This is a genomic window from Bacteroidales bacterium MB20-C3-3 (assembly GCA_035609245.1).
Lineage (GTDB): Bacteria > Bacteroidota > Bacteroidia > Bacteroidales > UBA932 > Bact-08.
The window spans coordinates 1,054,720-1,074,224 of sequence record CP141202.1 but is presented as its reverse complement, the minus strand read 5'-3'; the positions used below and the strand labels follow the sequence as shown (position 1 = coordinate 1,074,224).

Annotated in this window: 22 protein-coding genes; 9 read left to right on the top strand and 13 right to left on the bottom strand. The window is 39.4% G+C overall.

Annotation, left to right across the window (positions count from 1 at the left end; all coding sequences use genetic code 11):
• Position 1 precedes the first annotated feature (1 nt).
• Entirely contained in the window at positions 2–1,288 is a 1,287-nt protein-coding gene (locus tag U5907_04885) for an MFS transporter (GenBank protein ID WRQ33985.1), read from the bottom strand.
• Between the two features lie 103 nt (positions 1,289–1,391).
• Here U5907_04885 and U5907_04880 point away from each other — a divergent pair, with 103 nt between their 5' ends.
• The 5 genes from U5907_04880 to U5907_04860 are packed head-to-tail and all read left to right on the top strand — an operon-like array spanning position 1,392 to position 5,524.
• Positions 1,392–2,393: a porin gene (locus U5907_04880; GenBank protein WRQ33984.1), complete on the top strand. Its 1,002-nt coding sequence runs from the start codon at positions 1,392–1,394 to the stop codon at positions 2,391–2,393.
• An 11-nt stretch (positions 2,394–2,404) separates the two neighbouring features.
• Positions 2,405–3,994 carry a M28 family peptidase gene (locus U5907_04875; GenBank protein WRQ33983.1) on the top strand — a complete coding sequence of 530 codons (1,590 nt, stop codon included), beginning with the start codon at positions 2,405–2,407 and terminating at the stop codon, positions 3,992–3,994.
• Between the two features lie 2 nt (positions 3,995–3,996).
• Positions 3,997–4,461 (top strand): GNAT family N-acetyltransferase, encoded by a 465-nt coding sequence (locus tag U5907_04870; protein ID WRQ33982.1) that lies wholly within the window; start codon positions 3,997–3,999, stop codon positions 4,459–4,461.
• Positions 4,462–4,463: 2 nt separating this feature from the next.
• A complete protein-coding gene (locus U5907_04865) occupies positions 4,464–4,829 on the top strand; it encodes a CidA/LrgA family protein (GenBank protein WRQ33981.1) in 366 nt (121 codons plus the stop codon).
• A complete protein-coding gene (locus U5907_04860; GenBank protein WRQ33980.1) occupies positions 4,826–5,524 on the top strand; it encodes an LrgB family protein in 699 nt (232 codons plus the stop codon). The genes U5907_04865 and U5907_04860 overlap by 4 nt, the downstream gene beginning before the upstream one ends.
• Here U5907_04860 and U5907_04855 read toward each other — a convergent pair.
• Together U5907_04855 and U5907_04850 are read right to left on the bottom strand one after the other, a co-directional pair.
• Positions 5,475–6,107 (bottom strand): DUF2238 domain-containing protein, encoded by a 633-nt coding sequence (locus U5907_04855; GenBank protein ID WRQ33979.1) that lies wholly within the window; start codon positions 6,105–6,107, stop codon positions 5,475–5,477. The two genes, U5907_04860 and U5907_04855, sit on opposite strands and share 50 nt — an antisense overlap.
• A gap of 98 nt (positions 6,108–6,205) precedes the next feature.
• Positions 6,206–6,589: an RNA-binding protein gene (locus U5907_04850; protein WRQ33978.1), complete on the bottom strand. Its 384-nt coding sequence runs from the start codon at positions 6,587–6,589 to the stop codon at positions 6,206–6,208.
• Between the two features lie 203 nt (positions 6,590–6,792).
• On the opposite strand from U5907_04850, the gene U5907_04845 reads away from it, so the two are divergent.
• Positions 6,793–7,914 carry a peptidoglycan bridge formation glycyltransferase FemA/FemB family protein gene (locus U5907_04845; GenBank protein WRQ33977.1) on the top strand — a complete coding sequence of 374 codons (1,122 nt, stop codon included), beginning with the start codon at positions 6,793–6,795 and terminating at the stop codon, positions 7,912–7,914.
• Between the two features lie 46 nt (positions 7,915–7,960).
• Here the strand turns inward: U5907_04845 and U5907_04840 are convergent, their stop codons facing one another.
• The 6 genes from U5907_04840 to U5907_04815 form a co-directional block, all read right to left on the bottom strand.
• A complete protein-coding gene (locus U5907_04840; GenBank protein WRQ33976.1) occupies positions 7,961–9,205 on the bottom strand; it encodes a DUF1015 family protein in 1,245 nt (414 codons plus the stop codon).
• Between the two features lie 23 nt (positions 9,206–9,228).
• Entirely contained in the window at positions 9,229–10,149 is a 921-nt protein-coding gene (locus tag U5907_04835) for an NAD(P)-dependent oxidoreductase (GenBank protein WRQ33975.1), read from the bottom strand.
• 23 nt (positions 10,150–10,172) lie between these two features.
• Entirely contained in the window at positions 10,173–11,246 is a 1,074-nt protein-coding gene (serC, locus tag U5907_04830; GenBank protein WRQ33974.1) for a 3-phosphoserine/phosphohydroxythreonine transaminase, read from the bottom strand.
• Positions 11,247–11,354: 108 nt separating this feature from the next.
• Positions 11,355–11,819, bottom strand: a complete 465-nt coding sequence (gene pyrI, locus U5907_04825) for an aspartate carbamoyltransferase regulatory subunit (GenBank protein WRQ33973.1) — start codon at positions 11,817–11,819, stop codon at positions 11,355–11,357.
• 19 nt (positions 11,820–11,838) lie between these two features.
• Positions 11,839–12,750 (bottom strand): aspartate carbamoyltransferase, encoded by a 912-nt coding sequence (gene pyrB / locus U5907_04820; GenBank protein WRQ33972.1) that lies wholly within the window; start codon positions 12,748–12,750, stop codon positions 11,839–11,841.
• Positions 12,751–12,765: 15 nt separating this feature from the next.
• Complete coding sequence (locus tag U5907_04815) at positions 12,766–13,374, bottom strand: YigZ family protein (protein ID WRQ33971.1); 609 nt, start codon at positions 13,372–13,374, stop codon at positions 12,766–12,768.
• A 53-nt stretch (positions 13,375–13,427) separates the two neighbouring features.
• Between U5907_04815 and U5907_04810 the strand changes: the two genes are divergently transcribed.
• Genes U5907_04810 through miaA form a run of 3 tightly spaced genes read left to right on the top strand, consistent with a single transcriptional unit; the run spans position 13,428 to position 15,840 of the window.
• Positions 13,428–14,465, top strand: coding sequence for an acyl-CoA reductase (locus U5907_04810; GenBank protein WRQ33970.1), 1,038 nt, complete (start codon positions 13,428–13,430; stop codon positions 14,463–14,465).
• Positions 14,466–14,495: 30 nt separating this feature from the next.
• Entirely contained in the window at positions 14,496–14,975 is a 480-nt protein-coding gene (locus tag U5907_04805; protein ID WRQ33969.1) for a hypothetical protein, read from the top strand.
• 13 nt (positions 14,976–14,988) lie between these two features.
• Positions 14,989–15,840, top strand: coding sequence for a tRNA (adenosine(37)-N6)-dimethylallyltransferase MiaA (gene miaA, locus U5907_04800; protein ID WRQ33968.1), 852 nt, complete (start codon positions 14,989–14,991; stop codon positions 15,838–15,840).
• Positions 15,841–15,889: 49 nt separating this feature from the next.
• Here the strand turns inward: miaA and U5907_04795 are convergent, their stop codons facing one another.
• Genes U5907_04795 through U5907_04780 form a run of 4 tightly spaced genes read right to left on the bottom strand, consistent with a single transcriptional unit; the run spans position 15,890 to position 19,370 of the window.
• Positions 15,890–16,255 carry a DUF3127 domain-containing protein gene (locus U5907_04795; protein ID WRQ33967.1) on the bottom strand — a complete coding sequence of 122 codons (366 nt, stop codon included), beginning with the start codon at positions 16,253–16,255 and terminating at the stop codon, positions 15,890–15,892.
• A gap of 1 nt (position 16,256) precedes the next feature.
• Positions 16,257–16,979, bottom strand: a complete 723-nt coding sequence (locus tag U5907_04790) for an FKBP-type peptidyl-prolyl cis-trans isomerase (protein WRQ33966.1) — start codon at positions 16,977–16,979, stop codon at positions 16,257–16,259.
• Positions 16,980–18,335 (bottom strand): Na+/H+ antiporter NhaA, encoded by a 1,356-nt coding sequence (gene nhaA, locus U5907_04785; GenBank protein WRQ33965.1) that lies wholly within the window; start codon positions 18,333–18,335, stop codon positions 16,980–16,982.
• A complete protein-coding gene (locus tag U5907_04780) occupies positions 18,336–19,370 on the bottom strand; it encodes an agmatinase family protein (GenBank protein ID WRQ33964.1) in 1,035 nt (344 codons plus the stop codon).
• Positions 19,371–19,505: the final 135 nt, after the last annotated feature.

The following is a 19,505-nucleotide window of genomic DNA, read 5'->3' as shown; positions in this document are numbered from 1 at the left end:
ATTATGCTGTTTTAATATCCTTATTCACATTTTTATGTCCGGCAATTGCATAGAAGAAAATATAGAGAACCCCTGCAAGAACCAAGAAATAACTGTTCATAAAACCTGCCATATCTGCAATCCATCCCTGAACTGCCGGTAAAATGCCACCACCACAAACCATAGTCATAAAAAGACCTGAGGCAGCTGCTGTATACTTGCCAAGTCCTGATGTTGCAAGATTAAAGATGCTACCCCACATAACAGAAGTACAAAGACCAACAAAGATCAAAAACATTATTCCTACAGGTACCTCTGCTAAACCGAATGATATGTCAGATTTAAAAACCGGCATTTTAACTATAACATCAGTAGGCATAAAGATGGCAAACAGCACTAGTATTATTGCAATGGATGATACAGTGGTAAGCATTGTTCTGCTTGAGAATTTTGATCCTAATATTCCACCGGTAAGTCTTCCTAAAAGCATTAGAAACCAATAAGTACCCACGACTGTACCTGCAACGGAAGGGTCGAGACCCATCCCCCCTGATTCTAAACCAGATGTAAGAAATAGATTGGCAATATTGGGAATACCAACTTCTACACCAACATAAATAAATATAGCTATCATTCCAAGTACAAAATGGCGGAATGAGAGTGCGCTGTGAGGATCTTTAACCTTCTCTTTTTTCTCTTTGGATATAAAAGGTTCCGGAATATCAACAAAATATAAAACGAAAAAAGCAAGTACAAAAATTCCCATAGCAAGGAAAAGGGCAGGATTGGCCTTGGCAATGGTTCGCATACTTTCATCGGTTCCCATTAGATATCCAACCAGAACAGGTACGATTGTAGCACCTATTGAGTTAATTGATCCTCCAAATTGCAGAAGCTGGTTACCCTGCCTCTCATTTGCACCCAGACCGTTAAGCAGTGGATTTACCACTACATTAAACATTGTCATAGCAAATCCTGTAATGAACGCTCCCAGAATATAAACAGCAAAATTCTCAACCTGTCCGGAGAAAAAGGTGGTCCCAACTCCAAGGAAACCAACAATAAGTGCGGTGAGTGCTGTTTTTTTATACCCAATCTTCTGAAGCATCATTCCTGCAGGGATACCCATAAATGCATATGCAATGAAAATTGCAAAATTCCCTAACTGTGAAAGAAAATTAGTCGCTCCAAACTGATTTTTAACTATGACGCCCATTGGGTTTTGTAGCCCTGTAACGAAGGCTATCATAAAGAAGAGGGCAAACATCATTGCAATAGGCAATGCGTAACTTTTTTTCTGGTTATTCATTAATAAAATTTTTTGAGGTTACTGAAATTTTAAAAGTCATTAAAGTCCAAAGTTAGCAAATTGACAGATTAAAAATGGTATTTTTGTCTTCTAAAATTAGAATATGAGAATTTTAAAATTATATACATTTCTGATCCTGTATCTCCTTTCCAGTACTTTAAATGGACAAATTAAAGAGACCCTGAGGATAATAAAGTTTGACGGAAGTTTAAAGACAAAATTTGAATTTGCAACAGAGACATCAAGAGCCAGATTCTCTGTAAGAAATTCAAGAATGGGGATATCGGGGAATCCATTTAAAAGTATTAGCTACAGAGTTCAGGTAGAGCTGAGCAACCAGGGTAAATTTGAGGTGCTGGATCTTTCAGCAACTATAGAGCCTCTTAAAAATCTTACTTTTACATTAGGTCAAACATCAATTCCTCTTTATAATTCCTATCAGACTACCCCATCACAGATGCTCTTTGCAAACAGATCTTTTCATGTTAAATATTTTGTGCCCGGAACCAGGGACATTGGATTGGTTGGTCACTATGTAACCTATGTTTCAGGAGTACCTTTGGATTTAGAGGCGGGTATATTTAACGCATCAAAAATCAATAATCCAGTTTGGACAGAGAAGCTTTCCTGGGGGCTAAGCGCTACAGTTGGTAAAATGGAGGGGTTAAGAGGATCTGTAAAGGTTTACAGATATCCTGGCATTGAGAGAGATCTTTTTGTTTGGGGAGGGGATTTTAGATACGGAGGAGGCAGATATAAACTTGAGGCTGAGTTTTTGAGCAGAAAGAACTATTTTGATAGTCAGACCCTAAACTCAACTTCTGTACAGGGTGCTTACTCTTTTCCTCTAAAAGGCACACGAATTTTTAAGGATATTACCCCTGCTTTAAGATGGGACATGATGGGCAGAACTGATAATGATAATCTTATGGACGCAAGCAGAATTACCGCGGGTGTATCATTCGGATTTGACACAAAACCATTCTCCTCTTTGTTGAGAATTGATTTTGAAAAATATATTGTTAACAGAATTCTTCCGGAATTGAATCTATATGATGAGATGGATTCTGACAAGATTTCCGTTGAGCTACTTATCATTTTCTAATAATTTTAACTATGAAAAATTTATACATACTCTTAACTCTCTTGATATTTTTTGCTGGATGCAGAGAGGCTTCAGATTCAATCTCCTTAGTTGACACTGAAGAGATGAAGAGAGTCACTAAGGAGCTCTCCTCAGATCAATATGAGGGAAGAATGCCATTTACAAAAGGAGAGGAGCTATCTGTCAATTATCTGGCAAAGGAACTTGGACAAATTGGTTTTGAGCCGGCATTTGGGGACTCATATTTTCAAAATGTTCCAATGGTAATGATAACATCATCTGTTAAAGGGGATGTTCTGTTTAAAGTTAATGAGAAGACAATTCAACTGAAAGCCCCTGATCAGATTGCCATAAACTCACCACAAACATTGGAGAGAGTTTTAATTAATTCATCCAAGCTTGTTTTTGCCGGCTTTGGTATTGACTCAGATGAGTGGAGCTGGAATGATTATGAAGGTCTTGATCTGAAAGGAAAAACACTTGTTGTTATGATTAATGATCCGGGACTCTATTCTGATGACTCATCACTTTTTAAAGGTAGAGAGATGACATATTTTGGCAGGTGGACATATAAATTTGAGGAGGCAGCAAGAAAAGGTGCGGAAGCTGTTCTGATAATCCACGAAACAGAAGGAGCCGGTTACGATTTTAATGTTCCGAGAGGAAGTTCCATCACTCCAAGATTTTTTATTGATGATAATGGTGCATCAAAAAGGTGTCTTGTAAACGGATGGCTTAGTGCAGAGAGCGCAGAGATTATTTTTAACGAGTTGGGTTATGATATAGATTCACTAAGATTAGCTTCTGCAAAGAGAGGATTTAAACCATTTGAACTGAATGCTGCCTTTTCAGCAGAGATTTCAAATATAATTGTTAGAAACAGCTCTACAAATGTAGCCGGGATACTCAGAGGCAAGATAAAACCAGAAGAGGCAGTTATTATAACAGCACACTGGGATCATTTTGGTATTGGCGAGCCTCAGAACGGTGATTCTATTTATAATGGAGCTGTTGATAACGGAACAACTATGGCGTGGGCTATTGAGATAGGCCGAATGTTAAATATAAGCGGTGTGGAGCCGGAGAGGTCTGTCATTATTCTATTCCCAACTGCAGAGGAACAGGGGTTGATTGGAAGTGAATACTATGCTCAGAATCCCGTTGTTTCAATGGAGAATACAATAGCCTGTCTTAATAATGATATGATGGTGCCTAGAGGAAGGATGAGAGATGTTACAATGATAGGATACGGTTATTCTACTCTTGATTCTCTTTACGAAGTTATGGCCTCAAAACAGGACCGTTACCTTTTGCCTGATCCCAACTCTCATACAGGGCTTTTCTTCAGAAGCGACCATTTCCCATTCTATAAAAGGGGAGTTCCATCAATATGGGCTTACGGGTGTTACGATAGCAGAGAGCATGGTAAAGAGTGGGCAAAATCAAGCTGGGATGATTTTATAGCAAATGTATATCACAGACCGGCTGATAATTTTAATCCTGACTGGGACTGGAGCGGAGTAGCAGAGGATGTCTCTTTAGCATATGATGTTCTCAGAGAGTTAGTTAAAATCGATGGCCCCAGACCAAAAATTAAATAGATATGGCTGAAAAATTAATTATTACACCTGCATCAGTTGATGATTTACCACATATGGTAGATTTTCAGCTTAATATGGCCTTTGAAACTGAGGGGTTAAAGCTTGATAAAAGGATCCTTGAGAATGGGATTGGATCTGCACTTAATGATTCCGGCAAAGCAAGATACTTTATTGCAAAGAGTAATGACAAACCGGTTGGGATGTTAATGATAACAACTGAATGGAGTGACTGGAGAGCGGGATGGGTTTGGTGGATTCAATCTGTATATGTAGTACCAGAGATGAGAGGCGAGGGAGTCTTTGGCGCATTGTACTCATATGTAAAGGAATTGGTAAAAGAGATGCACGATGTTATGGGCATTAGATTATATGTTGATAAAAGGAACCTGAGAGCTCAGAAGGTATACGAGGCTGTCGGTATGACAGGAGAACATTACGCAACTTTTGAGTGGATGAAGAATTTTTAGGGATGCATAAATACAGAAAGAGTATACTGTTTCTTGCCGGGTGTGCCTCACTTGCTCTCTCCTATTATTTTGGGATGGCTTTAAGTAGGATAGCTTCCGGTTATATATCTCCCCCTGTGGCAGGAATGATAGTTCTCTTTATTTTTCTCAGATTAAAATTGATCAAAGAGGAGTGGATTCGTGAGCCGGCAACTTTTTTTCTGGATAATCTTATGCTCTTTTTTATACCAGTTACGGCCGGAGTTGCTCTAATTCCTTTTTCTGCAGTACAGAAAGATGCAGTATCAATTTTTATTGCGGCAACAATCAGTACATGGATTGTTCTTTGGGTAGCAGGCAAGGTTGCACAGAAAATTGACAGGCGATGAAGACTAAAGTATTCTTGGAACTTGGGTTCATCTTAATCACTTTAATCTCATACCTGATTGGAAGGGTGGTCTACAGAAGGACAAAATGGATGATCTTTCATACAGTGATTGTTGCAACAGCCGTTGTTATTATTATATGTTCCCTTTGCGGAGCCGGGATGGAGCTATATGAAGAGAATACAATGGTACTCAAGTATCTGCTTAATATTTCAGTTGTTGCTTTTGGATATCTTCTCCACAAACACTTCGATTATATCAAAGAGAGGGGATTAGCCATATTTTCAGCTACTCTGCTGGGAAGCTTAGCTGCATTAGTGTCAGTTGTTGTGCCCTCTTTGCTGGCAGGCTCTGATACGGCCTCAATAATTACACTTCTTCCAAAATCAGTTACAAATCCAATTGCTATTGTTCTGTCAGCTCAGCACGGAGGGGATATTTATCTGACATCTGTAATTGTTATCATAGCAGGAATTTTTGGTGCAGTAACCGGACCCTGGTTTCTGAAAATATCAGGAATTGACTCTCCTTTAGCAAAAGGGATTGCACTTGGATCTGCATCTCACGGAATAGGAACGGCCAAGGCTTTGGAGATGGGGGCTTTGGAGGGTGCTGCCGGAGGCTTGGCTATAGCACTTATGGGCCTCTTTACTTCTCTTCTTGTCCCTCTTTTTGTGAAGTTTTTTCTGATTTTGTAATTAGTCTGTCATGGAATTTTCTGAATAAAAGAAGCATAGAGGAACCTCCAATTAAAGCCCAGAACATATCTGCCTGAGTATCCCATACATATCCCTGTGTCCCTAGGAAATCTTCTGCTTCGTTGTTTGCCGCCAAAGCGACAAACCACTCAATTAACTCATAGATAGCGCTGAATGCCATAGCAAAAGATAAAGCAGTAATTGAATTCCAAATATTTTTGCCTATTATCTTTTTTCTGATGAGAAACTCTCTTGCCACAAGAACGGGTGTAAATCCCTGGAATAGATGCCCCACTTTGTCATAACTATTCCTTCCAATTCCCAGCCATTCAGAAATATCATAAAAAAGAGGAACCCTAGCGTATGTATAATGCCCCCCAACAAAAAGAATCAAACAATGGAGCAAAATGACGGTATATGTAAAATCAGAGAATCTTAGAGTTTTGTAAGTAAGCCCAAACAGAGCCAGCGCCATTACTCCCGGAATAACCTCTAAGAACCAGGTTAACCTGTCATGCGGATTTATTCCAGACCAAATAAGTACAATAAAAAAAATTGTCAACATCCAGTGATATCTGTTCATGTTATCAATTGTTTAGTTACACAATTTTAATAAAAAAAAAAGAGACCAACTAAAAATTGCTTTTTAGTCGGCCTCTCTTGTTATTTTGGAAGTGCTAATTAGTAGCTTCTTCTGCTTCCTCTGTCATATCCGCCGCTGCCGCCACGGTTTCCACCGCCATTGCCGCCACGACTTCCGCCACCGAATCCGCCACCGCGGTTTCCGCCACCGAATCCGCCTCTGCTGCCACCAGTCCTCTCTTCGCGAGGTTTAGCCACATTAACGGTGATAACTTTACCATCGTATTCAGCTTTGTCAAGCTCTTCGATAGCTTTTTTGCCCTCCTCTTCGTTAGGCATCTCTACGAAACCAAAGCCTCTTGACTTACCGGTTTCTCTGTCCATGATTACTTTTGCAGATGTGATTTCGCCATACTCGGCAAACAATTCTCTGAGGTCGCCATCTTTGATAGCCCAGCTCAGGTTTGAAATGAAAATGTTCATTAAATAAACTAAAAAATAAAATAATAATTAATTGATGGAGTCACCTGTGTAATACATTATACAAAAGTCTACTTAACGAAATTTCCTACGATTAAAGTGAGATGTTTTGAATATCTGTCAAAAGAACTAAAGGCTCCATCGGCGACAAAGGTAATCCTAATTTTTATATTTCCAACTTTTTATGAATTGATTTGCATAATAATATGGCCTACCTTTGTGCCATTATGGTTAAAGAGGTCACGGGTAAAACAATAGAAGAGCTGTTTAGAACCCCAATTATACAGCAAACAGCATATTGGTCTAAGGTTAAGAGCCATTTTGGAATGGAGTCAATGGCATTTAATTTTGTTTTGTACAAGGAGGAGGGAATTGTTTTAAGAGATTTGGTCGTTTTTATTAAAAATGTTGATAAAGATTACTCCGTTGCTTATGTTCCCTATGGACCGGAGAGTGAACCCGAAAAAGAGGAGCAGGGGGCTCTGCTGGAGGAGCTCTCTGTGCATCTTAAAGAGTACCTCCCGCCGGGGTGTATAATGATTAGGTATGATCTTGTCTGGGAATCTTTATGGGCTGATGATCCGGAGTATAAAACTGAGCAAGGTATATGGCTGGGCCCACCATCCCCGGGAGCACAGGAGGTTAGATTTAACTATTCCACAGCTTCTGGCAATTTTAGAAAATCGCCTACAAATATTCTTCCATCCAACACAGTACTGGTTAATCTTGACATTGATGCATCGGAAATATTAGGGAGAATGAAACCAAAAACAAGGTACAATATAGCTCTTTCTGCAAGAAAAGGTGTAAATGTAAGGGTTGCGGGACTTGAGAGTATTTCAGTATGGTATAATCTTTACAAAGAGACAGCAAAAAGAAATAATTTTTACCTCCATTCAGAAGACTATTTCAAAGTGGCATTAACAGAAAAGGCTGGAGATTCTCTGTCGCCTGCAGATGTCTCTCTTCTTATTGCAGAATATGAATCTGTGCCGTTGGCCGCTATGTTTCTTGTTGTAACCGGTCACAGGGCCACTTATCTTTACGGAGCATCCTCCTCTCTGCACAGACATCTTATGGCTCCTTACTCTATTCAGTGGAGAGCAATGACCCTGGCAAAAGAGAAGGGGTGTACTCAGTATGATATGTTTGGAGTCTCCCCGGGCAATGATACAACCCATCCGATGTATGGGCTGTATAGATTTAAAAGCGGATTTGGTGGTTCTCTGTATCACGCTATGGGCTGTTGGGACTATCCGATTAATCATAAAATATATCCGCTTTATGTAGCCTCAGAGATGAAGAATCAGTCATATCATTTAGCATAATAAAAACGGCCGGGGTCTCCGGCCGTTTTTATTAAAGTAGCTGAAATTATCTGCTCAGTTTATGGATTGCAAGTCCGCTCCTGAGTTTAGGTTCAAACCAGGTAGTCTTTGGTGGCATAATATTACCTGTATCGGCTATATCAATAAGCTGTTTCATTGATACCGGATAAAGAGCAAATGCTGCAGCCATTTCACCTGAATCAACCCTTTTACTTAATTCGGCAAGCCCTCTTATGCCCCCAACAAAGTCTATTCTTTTAGATGTTCTTAAATCTTTAATGTCTAAAAGTTTGTCAAAAACAAGATTGGACAGAACAGTAACATCAAGGATTCCAATTGGATCATTATCGTTATAAGTTCCCTGTTTTGCTGTAAGTGAATACCACTTATTATTCAGATACATAGAGAAATTATGAAGTGAGGCCGGAGAGTAAATGGCAGACCCCATCTCTTTAACAATAAAATCCTCTTCAAGTCTCTTTAAGAACTCATCTGATGACATTCCGTTGAGATCTTTGACAACTCTGTTGTAGTCAATAATTTTAAGATGACTCTCAGGGAAGACCACGGCCATGAAGAAGTTATACTCTTCATCACCGGTATGATTTGGATTGTTTTTTCTTTTCTCCTCGCCAACAAGCGCTGCTGCTGCTGTTCTGTGGTGTCCGTCAGCAACATAAAAAGCAGGAATTGATGCAAAGATTTCAGTTATCCTGATGTTTGTTTTTTCATCTTCAATAGTCCAGAAGTGATGTCCAAAACCATCTTCAGCTACAAAATCATACTCAGCCGGTTTGCTTTTTACAACACTGTCAACTATTGAGTTTATCTCTTTATTATCCGGATAAGCAAAGAACACAGGCTCTATGTTTGCATCCTGAATGCGAACATGGATCATCCTGTCCTCCTCTTTATCCTTTCTGGTTAACTCATGTTTCTTTATTTTCCCGGTAAGATAGTCCTCAACATTGGCACCTACTACAAGCCCATACTGAGTTCTCCCTTCCATAGTCTGAGCATATACATAGTACATCTCTTTTCTGTCCTGTACAAGCCATCCTCTCTCCTGCCAAAGTTTGAAATTTTCAACAGCTTTGTCATAAGCCTCCTGAGAGTGTTCATCAATAATTGTATCAAAATCAATTTCCGGCTTTGTAATTCTTAATAACGATTTTTCTCCGGCCTCTGCTTTTGCTTCAACCGAATTCAGTACATCATACGGACGGGCTGCAACCTCTCTGACCAACTCTTTAGGAGGTCTTACTGCTGCAAAAGGTTTAACTTTTACCATCTATTTAATTAAATATTATGTTATTATTTGTTAACCTGGAATGTTCTGTCCCCGGTGGCAAAGAACTTCACTATTTGATTTGCTGCGGCAAGTCCTGCATTAATATTAGCCTCAGCTGTTTCTGCTCCCATCTTTTTAGGTGTTGCAAAAACTCTTCCTGGAAACTTCTCATTAAGTAGAGCTTGATTATCAGCAGCAATGTCTGTGACATATTTAAGATCCGGTCTTTGTTCCAGAACGGCTGCAAGCTCCTCCTCATTAATTACCTCTTTGCGGGCAGTATTTACAAGGCAAGCGCCTTTAGGCATTTTTGACATTAAAGTCAGACCAACAGATTTTTTAGTCTCTGATGTTGCCGGTATATGCAGAGATAGGAAATTTGACTTTTCATACAGCTCATCAATGGTTGCAACAGGAGTTACACCCTCTGCCATAATTTTATCAGGATCTACAAATGGATCAAATGCAATGACATTCATTCCAAAACCTTTTGCCAATCCGGCAACAAGTCTTCCTACATTACCATATGCATGTATACCTATTGTTTTACCTTTTAGTTCGCTTCCGGTTCCGGGATTAAACGAGTTACGGGAAATGTAAATCATCATTCCTATTGCAAGTTCAGCAACTGCATTGGAGTTTTGCCCAGGGGTGTTCATCGCGATAATCCCTTTTGCTGAACATGCAGCAAGATCCAGATTATCGTATCCTGCTCCCGCTCTCACTACGATTTTGAGATTTTTGGATGCCTCAACCACTTCAGATGTAACCTTGTCTGAACGGACAATCATTGCATCTGCATCTGCTGCAGCAGCAATAAGTTCCTGAGGTGTTGTGTATTTTTCAAGAAGGGCCAGTGTGTGACCAGCACCTTCAACGATTCTTCTTATACCGTCCACTGCAGCTTTGGCGAATGGTTTATCGGTTGCTATAAGTACTTTCATCTTTTTTGTTTTTGATTAAACAATTAAGCATTAAGCTTTTCAAATTCCTGCATGCAATCAACCAATGCCTTAATGCTTTCAACAGGACAGGCATTATAGGTAGATGCACGGAACCCTCCTACAGAGCGGTGTCCTTTAATACCTACCATTCCTCTCTCCTTGGCAAATGCCATAAATGTCTCTTCCTTATCTTTGTACTCATCTGACATCACAAAGCAGATATTCATCAGGGAGCGGTCTTCCACAGCAGCTGTACCTACAAACATTTTATTACGGTCAATTTCGTTGTAGAGTAATGCTGCTTTCTCCTCGTTGTGTTTCTGCATTGCTTTAAGTCCGCCGTTTGCCTTAACCCATTTCAAGGTCTCATTCATGACGAATATTGAGAATACAGGAGGGGTATTGAACATAGATGACTCTTTAATATGAGTTCTGTAATCCAGCATAGTAGGAAGATATCTGCTTACTTTTCCAAGAATCTCCTCTTTAACAATTACAAATGTTACTCCGGCAGGGCCTACATTCTTCTGTGCACCACCATAAATCAGTGCGTATTTGCTCACATCCACAGGACGGCTCATGATGTCTGAGGACATATCGGCAACAAGATTTACTGGACAATCCATATCCTTCTTAATTTCTGTACCGTAGATAGTGTTGTTTGTTGTGATATGGAAATAATCAAGATCTGCAGGAATTTCGTATCCTTTAGGAATATAACTGAAGTTTTTATCTTTTGAAGAGGCTATAGCAACAGCATTTCCCAGAGCCTTTGCTTCTGCAAGTGCTTTCTTTGCCCATACTCCTGTCTCAAGATATCCGGCCTTGTTTTCGAGCAAGTTCATAGCTACATATAAGAATTGCAAACTTGCACCACCTCCGAGGAAAAGAACCTGATAGCCATCAGGAATTTCAAGAAGTTCTTTCCATAGTGTGCGACACTCCTCCATAACGGCTTCCCACTCTTTTGATCTGTGAGATACCTCTATTACTGACATTCCGGTTCCTTTGAAATCGTTTAAAGCGTCAATGGCGGCCTGAACTGCCGGCCTTGGCAGAACACACGGCCCTGCGTTGAAATTATGAGCAACTTTCATGATGTAAAATATTTTTAATAATTATGGTATTCTTGCTTCAAAGGTAACTCAAAAAATACGAATCCCAAATAATAATTGGCCAAAAATGGAGTATCTGTTAGGTGTAGATTAATTATTGCTAATAATCCTTAAGTTTTTGCCGTCAGTTATCTTTTCGCAGTATTTGCAAAGTAATTTTAGATTTGGAGATGCAGAGAGTGTTGTAAAGGAGGTCTCAATATCCTGATGATTTGTTATACAGGCAGGGTTCATACATTTAGCAATGCCCCGGATTTCAGTTGGAACAGATAAAACTCTTTTTTCTACAACCTCAAAGTTGTGAATAATGTTAATCTTTGCTTGTGGAGCAATAAGAGCAATCCTATTTATGTCAGTGTCTACAAAATAGGTGTCGGTTATTTTTATAATTGCTTTTTTGCCAAGAAGTTTGCTGTCTAAATTGGTGCCAAATGTAATTTGATTTGGAATCTTGCTTAAGCCAAGGATGTCAATTACTTTGAACAGTTGATCTGCCGGAATATGATCCAGTACTGTACCATCTTTAATTGCACTTACCTTCAGATGTTTTTCCATAGGTGCCATAGTTGATTTATTATTGTATTTTTATTCCCAGTAGAGTTGTTATAATTGCCATTCTGGTGTATACTCCATTTCCAGCCTGATCAAAATAGTAAGCATGTTCACTGCTGTCAACATCCTGATGGATCTCGTTAATTCTTGGAAGAGGATGAAGAATCTTCATGTTAGATCTGGTATTCTCAAGCATAGACCTTCTTAAGCTATAAACATTCTTAACCCGTTCATACTCTATAGCGTCCGTAAAGCGCTCCCTCTGGACTCTGGTCATATATACGATGTCCATATCAGCAATCCCCTCTTCCAGATTTTCGCTCTCCTCAAATTTAATCCCGCTTAGACGAAGTTGTTCCTTATACTCTTCCGGCATTTTTAACTCTTCAGGAGCAGTAAATCTGAAATATGGATTAAAATGGCTCATCGCCTGGAGAAGTGAATGTACTGTTCTGCCATATTTAAGATCCCCCACCATGTTAATTCTCAGGTTTTGCAGAGTCCCCTGTGTTTTGAGAATTGAATATAGGTCAAGCAGAGTCTGAGTTGGGTGCTGATTAGCGCCATCTCCGGCGTTTATTACAGGTACCGAGGAGACCTCTGAAGCATATCGGGCACTCCCCTCAAGCGGATGTCTTATTATAATAAGGTCTGCATAATTTGACACCATTTTAATAGTGTCTTTAAGGGTCTCCCCTTTGGTAACACTGGTGTTGCCGGCATCAGAAAAACCGATAACCCTGGCACCCAGTCTGTTGGCAGCTGTTTCAAAGCTAAGCCTTGTTCTTGTTGATGGCTCAAAAAACAGACTTGCAACAACCTTGCCTTTTAAAAAGGATTCTGTTTGACTCTCTTCAAATTTGGCCGCAAGAGACAATACATTAATAATCTCCTCTTTAGAGAAGTCGTGGATGGAGATAAGATGTTTTGACATATTTAGTTTATTGTTTTACTTTTCAATTGTGGATACATATGGTTCAATTTCTGAACAGAACCTTTCAATTTCTCCCCTCTTTACCAATATCCGGATTTTACACAAGTTATCAAACTGCTGCTCCTCGATATGGGCAGAGAAATCTCTGATTAGTTTCATGATGTCATTCATTCTGATGTAGTCGTATGTTAAAGAGAGGCTTCTCATTGCTGTCTTGCCAACGATTTCTCCTTTTTCAATCGCATCAGAGGTGGCATTTTTATATGCTTTGATAAGTCCTGGTATGCCGAGTTTTGTTCCTCCAAAATATCGAACTACTACTACTAGTATATCGCTTAACTGATAAGAGAGAAGCTGTCCTAAAATTGGTCTGCCTGCTGAAGAAGAGGGTTCTCCATCGTCATTGGCCCTCCAGGACTCTCCCTCAGGACCAATCCTGTACGCGTAGCAGTGATGCCTGGCATCGTGGTAATCTTTTTTAAGAGTGCTTATTATCTCTTTTACCTCCTCTTCATTTGATACCGGGTATGCAAACGAAATGAATTTACTTCCAAGCTCTTTGTAGATGCCTGTGGATGGCCGTGAAATTGTTTTGTATGAATCTGAGGAGTTTATGTCGTCCATTTAGTGTCAGGAACCGTTTCGTAAAATTAGCCTCTTTTTGCTAATTTTGCAAAATGTACAGGGAAGTTTTTATAAGAGATATGAGTCAGCTCGGCATTAGAGTGAGTAATGAGCTAAGAAATAGTCAGGTTTTATCCTCTTTAAATTCTGTAATTGAATCGGCTTATAGAGATAATCCCTTTTTTACTCCTGAAATGCAGCGGTTTGCTCTCAACTCTATTTCAAATAAGATGTTGCAGGAGAAACTTCTGAGGGGCTGGTTGCAGAAGTATGACCATCATAAGCCAGAGAAAGATTTATTAGCAGGTATTATTATGGCGGGAAATATTCCTGCAGTTGGTTTTCACGACCTTCTTGCCGGATTGGCAGCAGGATTCAAATGTGATGTTAAGCTATCTAAAAAGGACAAATATATTATCCCCTACTTGGTAAAGATTCTGATTGAGATTAATCCGTTTTGGAAAGAGAAGATTCACTTTAAAGAGAGTTTGTCTTTAGAAATAGATGCTCTTTTGGCATCGGGTTCTGATAACACTATGAAGATTATTGGAGAGAGCTTTACAGGTATTCCCTCTCTTCTGAGAGGAACAAGGTCATCCATTGGAATTATTAGTGGATATGAAACTCTTAATGATATTGACTCTTTGTGTGATGATATCTTTCTGTATTACGGTATGGGTTGCAGGAGTGTTACAAAACTATTTGTGCCCCAGGGGTATGACTTGTCAATGTTTCTTAAGTCATCGCAAAGGTATGCTGGTTTGACAAATAATCACGACTACTCATCTCTCTACAGATACCATAAAGCAACGCTTTCAATGTCAGGTGAAGAGTTTACTGATGGCGGTTTCTTCCTTATTTCCACAAATTGCACATTCCCTCCACCTCTTAGTGTAATTTCGTTAGAATACTATAAAGCTTATTCTCAGATTGAAAATTTTATTGAGTTAAATAAAGATAAGATTCAGATTGTTGAGAGTTTAGAGGGCCATGATTTTTTGCGGCCGGGAGAGTCTCAGGTGCCTGGCCCTGCTGATTATGCAGACGGAAGTGATACGGTTGAATTTCTGCTCTCCGTGGCTCAAAAATAATTATCTATCTTTACAAAAAGTTTTGGATTAATGATACACAGATTAAAAGCCACAATAGATGGTAATAAGATATTTATGAGAGAGTATGAGGTAAAGGGAGAATCTTCACTATACTCATTTCATCTGTTTTTACAGAACGACCTTGGATTTGCACCAGATCAAATGGTTCTTTTCAGAGGCCTTGCAAAAACAAATAAGCAGATTTGTGAGTTTGGCCTTTTTGATATGGGTGACGGAACAATGGATAAGGTATCTGTTGAGATGGCTTTTGCAAGGGGTGCAGAGTTTCTGATCTATGTATACAACCCGTTTAAAGGCAAGGGCATGAAATTGGAGCTAATTGGCAAAGAAGAGCCTCTTTCAAGAAGATCTTATCCCAGACTTGTTGCAGAGAGAGGTCGCAATCCTGATCAATTCTCTGATGAATATGATGACTTTGAGCCTATCACTCCTCACATAGAGGGAGGCGATAATTTTGATCCGGAAGAGTTGCCTGAGGGTGAAGAGTAATATTAGGGGGAGTATGCCTAAAAAACTAATTTTAATTCTTGGTCCAACTGCCTCCGGAAAAACTGACTATTCAATATCTTTGGCTAAAGAGGTTGGTTCTCCTGTTGTTTCTTGTGATTCAAGGCAGATATACAAGGAGATGAAAATTGGAACTGCTCCGCCGTCTGATGAGCAGCTTGCCCAGGTTCAACACTATTTTATTTTTTCACACTCAATACATACTCCTTATACAGCCGGCAAATATGAAATTGAGGCTATCTCTTTACTCGAGAGATTATTTGAAAAACATGATACAGTTGTCGCTGCAGGTGGTTCCGGTTTATATGCTCATGCATTATGCCATGGACTTGATGATTTTCCTCCTGCAGATGAGGAGTTAAGAAGGGATTTAACAACAAGACTTCAAAATGAGGGTATAGAGTCACTGCGAGCAGATTTAAGATTGCTTGACAGAGAGAGTTATGATTCTATTGAAATTGAAAATTCCAGGCGTGTTATGAGAGCTTTGGAGGTTACCATTCAGACGGGAAGAAAATTCTCCTCATTTAAAACAGGAATGGAACGAGAGAGACCATTTTTAATTGAGAAGAGGTTAATTTCAAGATCGAGAGAGGAGTTGTACAGCAGAATTGATCAAAGAGTTGATTTAATGATGCAGTCCGGTTTGCTTGATGAGGTTAAGTCTCTGTATAAATTTAAAGGTTTACCTGCACTCAGAACGGTAGGATATTCTGAGTTATTCGACTATATAGATGGCCATATATCTTTAGAAGATGCTGTAGACTTAATAAAAAGAAATACGAGAAGGTATGCCAAGAGGCAGATTACCTGGTGGAGAAGGTATAAAGACCTTGAAATAATATAAAAAAAGACCAGCTAGAAAATAGCTGGTCTTTTTTTATATGCGTCTCTCCTTAGAACGGAAGATCATCTTCTCCTGCATCAGCAGGGAAATCGGCAACACCAGCAACTCCCGAAAAGCCATCTTGCTGCGGTTGCTGAGGCTCCATGCGCTCTAATTTCCATGCTCTTACATCTGTGTACCAGCGATTGTTAAACTCTCGGGACTCTATATTAACAGAGGCTTTAACAATATCTCCGATGTTGTATCGAGCAAGCTCTTCAACTTTATCGGCTCCCCATACATTCATACACACTTTTCTGGGATATTGCTCCTGGGTTTCAATAATAAACTCCTGCTTACTCCAGTTTCCCCGAGCACTAACACCATTCTGGATACCAAGCTTTGAGTTTATTTTTCCAATGATTTCCAATGCCATATTACTTAGTCTTTGTAGTGTCCTGAGCTGTAGCCTTGTCTATTTTTACAAGTTCAACATCAAAGATAAGTGTAGAGTTAGGAGTAATAACCGGTCCTGCTTGCTGAGCACCGTAAGCTAGCTCTGATGGTATGAATAGTCTTATTTTGCCACCCTCTCCAATTAGTTTTACACCTTCGCTCCATCCGGGGATAACAGCGTTAACCGGGAATTTAACCGGCTCAGCATTTCCCATTGAAGAGTCAAATTCAGTTCCGTCAATAAGAGTTCCTCTGTAAAATACAGATACTGTGTCTTCAGCTGCGGGCTTATTCTCAGAGCCTGGGTTGATTATTTTGTACTGCAGTCCACTTTCGGCAACTTGTACGCTGTCATTTTGTTTATTCTTCTCAAGAAACTCCTGACCTTTTAGTTTGTTTGCCTCTCCAATCATCTCTTGTTTGATTGTCATATATCTCTGGATAACTGTATTGGCAGTTACATCGTCGATTTTTAACTCACCACCGGCGAGGACATCCTTCATAGCTTTAGTAACCTCTGCAAAGTTAAGATCAGTAAAATTTGCATTTTTAAGCATCATCCCAAAAGAGACACCCACTGCGTAACTTGCAGAGTCTGTCAACTCTTTGGATACTTGTACTGAATCTGCGGTCTTTTTCTCTCCGCATGAAGAGATCATAACTGAAGCAAGGGCTACAATTGCAATCGATTTTAATGTTTTCATCTAAATATTGTTTATTGGTTTATAATTCTTTGTTGAAAAGTATATGGCAATAAGTCCTGCTATCGCTGCGACAAATGAAGTGATTAAGATAACAGCTTTCCCCATATTTACCATGTGTATCCCTGAGAATGCCAGATTGTCAATAAAGATTGACATAGTAAAACCTATTCCGGCTATAATTCCGGCGGATAGGATTTGCATCCAGCTGATATCGCCTGGTAAATCTGCAATTTTAAGCTTTACAGATATCCAGCTCGCAAGGAAAATTCCAATAGGTTTTCCTGCAAGCAGGCCAAGGAATATTCCAGGAACTATTGGCTCAAGAGGAGGTGTGAAAAGAGATAAATCTATCTTTACCCCAGCGTTGGCAAGTGCAAAAATGGGCATAATTAAGAAAGTCACCCAAGGATGAAGACCATGTTCAAATTTAATCATTAATGGGTGAACCTGTTTTAGCTTATGATGCATGTTGTGGATAACCTGTTGCTGTACAGTATTAGCAAGTACCTCAATTTTGTGGCTACTTTCTGCGCTAAATTTGTTTAGAAGGTATTTCATTCCAACGATAAAACGCACCTCATTGATTGTTGTTTTTCCAGGTATTGTCATTGCAACAAGAACACCTGCTATTGTAGCGTGTATCCCTGAGCCAAGGAAAAGGAGCCAAACTATGACACCAGGTATAATATACATAGAAGGTCTCCTGACTTTCATGTAATTAAGCATTACCATAATCGCCAGGACACAAGCAGCAGAAATTAGTAGTGTAAAGTTTATTTCATTTGTAGGATAGAAAACGGCAAGTACAATAATAGCACCCAAGTCATCAACAATAGCAAGAGCTGTCAGGAATATTTTCAGTGAGAGAGGAACTCGTTTTCCAAGAAGTGATAAAATACCTAAAGCAAAAGCAATATCTGTAGCCATTGGGATTCCCCATCCATTTGCGCTAACTTCGCCGTTATTAAACATAAAATATATAAGAGCGGGAACAACCATTCCACCCAAAGCTGCAAAAATTGGCAGAGCTGCTTGTTTAACAGATGATAGTTCTCCTACTAATATTTCTCTCTTGATTTCTAATCCTACTACGAAAAAGAAAATTGCCATTAATCCATCATTAATCCAATGGAGAATTGACATTTTGAATTCGAAATCACCAATTTTAAAGCCAAGATATAGATTAAGATAGTCCTGAATATGAGACCATGAAGGCACATTGGCAATCGTAATTGCAGCAATTGCACAAACCATTAAAACAATGCCACCTGATGACTGATTTCTGAAAAAAGTTTGAAAAACATTTCGCAACTCAAAACCCCTGTTATATCTGATAATTTTCTTTAGAACATCCATCTATTTAGAGAAGTTTTTATTTAGTTTAACATATTGGGCAATCTTGTAAAGGATCCTTGCTCCAACATTGGCATCCCACTCTTCGTTTTTGCCAGGAGAGACTTCACATAGATCAAATCCAATGATTTTTCTATTAGAATGTGCCAGCATATGAAGGAGATAGTCTACCTCTCTGAAACTTAGACCGCCGGGAACAGGAGTGCCTGTATTGGGACAAAGATCAGGTGATAATCCGTCAATATCAAAGCTGATATAGACATTAGATGGCAAGCTTGAGACAATCTCTTCGCACTGTTTTTTCCAACTTTTGCCTTCGAACAGGTTATTCTTTATTTCAATGTCTGTATAACACCGAATTCTTGGGTCCGTATTAATAATTTCCGCCTCCTCTTCGCAGAAATCTCTTATTCCTACCTGAGTAAGCTGAGATATCTGATTTATTTCGTTCAGGGCATTATACATAATAGAGGCGTGTGAGTATGTAAAGCCTTCATATGCTTTTCTTAAATCTGCATGAGCGTCAATATGTAAAATTCCAAATTCATCGCATAGTTGGGAAACGGCTTTCATGTTTCCCAAAGGGACACTATGATCACCACCTACGATTCCGGTAACCTTTCCTTTTGCAATTAACTCTCTGCAAGAGTTGTAAACCAGGGTGTTGATGCTTTCACTGGCTCTGTTTACCTTCTCAATCTCACCTGCAAACTCACTCTGTTCTTTCCCATTTTCAAGACCTTCAATAACAGATTCTGCTATTTTTCTGAATTTCTTGTTCTCTTTTTCAATCTCTTTACTGGTAGGCAGCGTTCCAATTTTTGTCTTCCAAGCATTAGGAACATTAACATCATAAAGATCCACCTGGAGTGATGCCTCCATAATTGCTCCGGGCCCTTTGTGGGTTCCTGCCCTGTATGATGTTGTGACATCCCAGGGAACAGATATGAGTGCAATTTCAGACTCCTCCAGGCTGTACGGAAGAGCGAAGTAATTTCCGTTCGCCATTCCCGGGTCGTTGGGGTTGAAATTTGACATATTTATCCTTATTTACAGTATAGTTTAAAATCTTTCATCAATGCTCTCAGTCTCTTTCGTAAAAAATTTTGCGAAAATGAAACTATTCGATAACTTAGGGGAACAAAGGTAACTTTTTTTAACGAAATTTTGAAT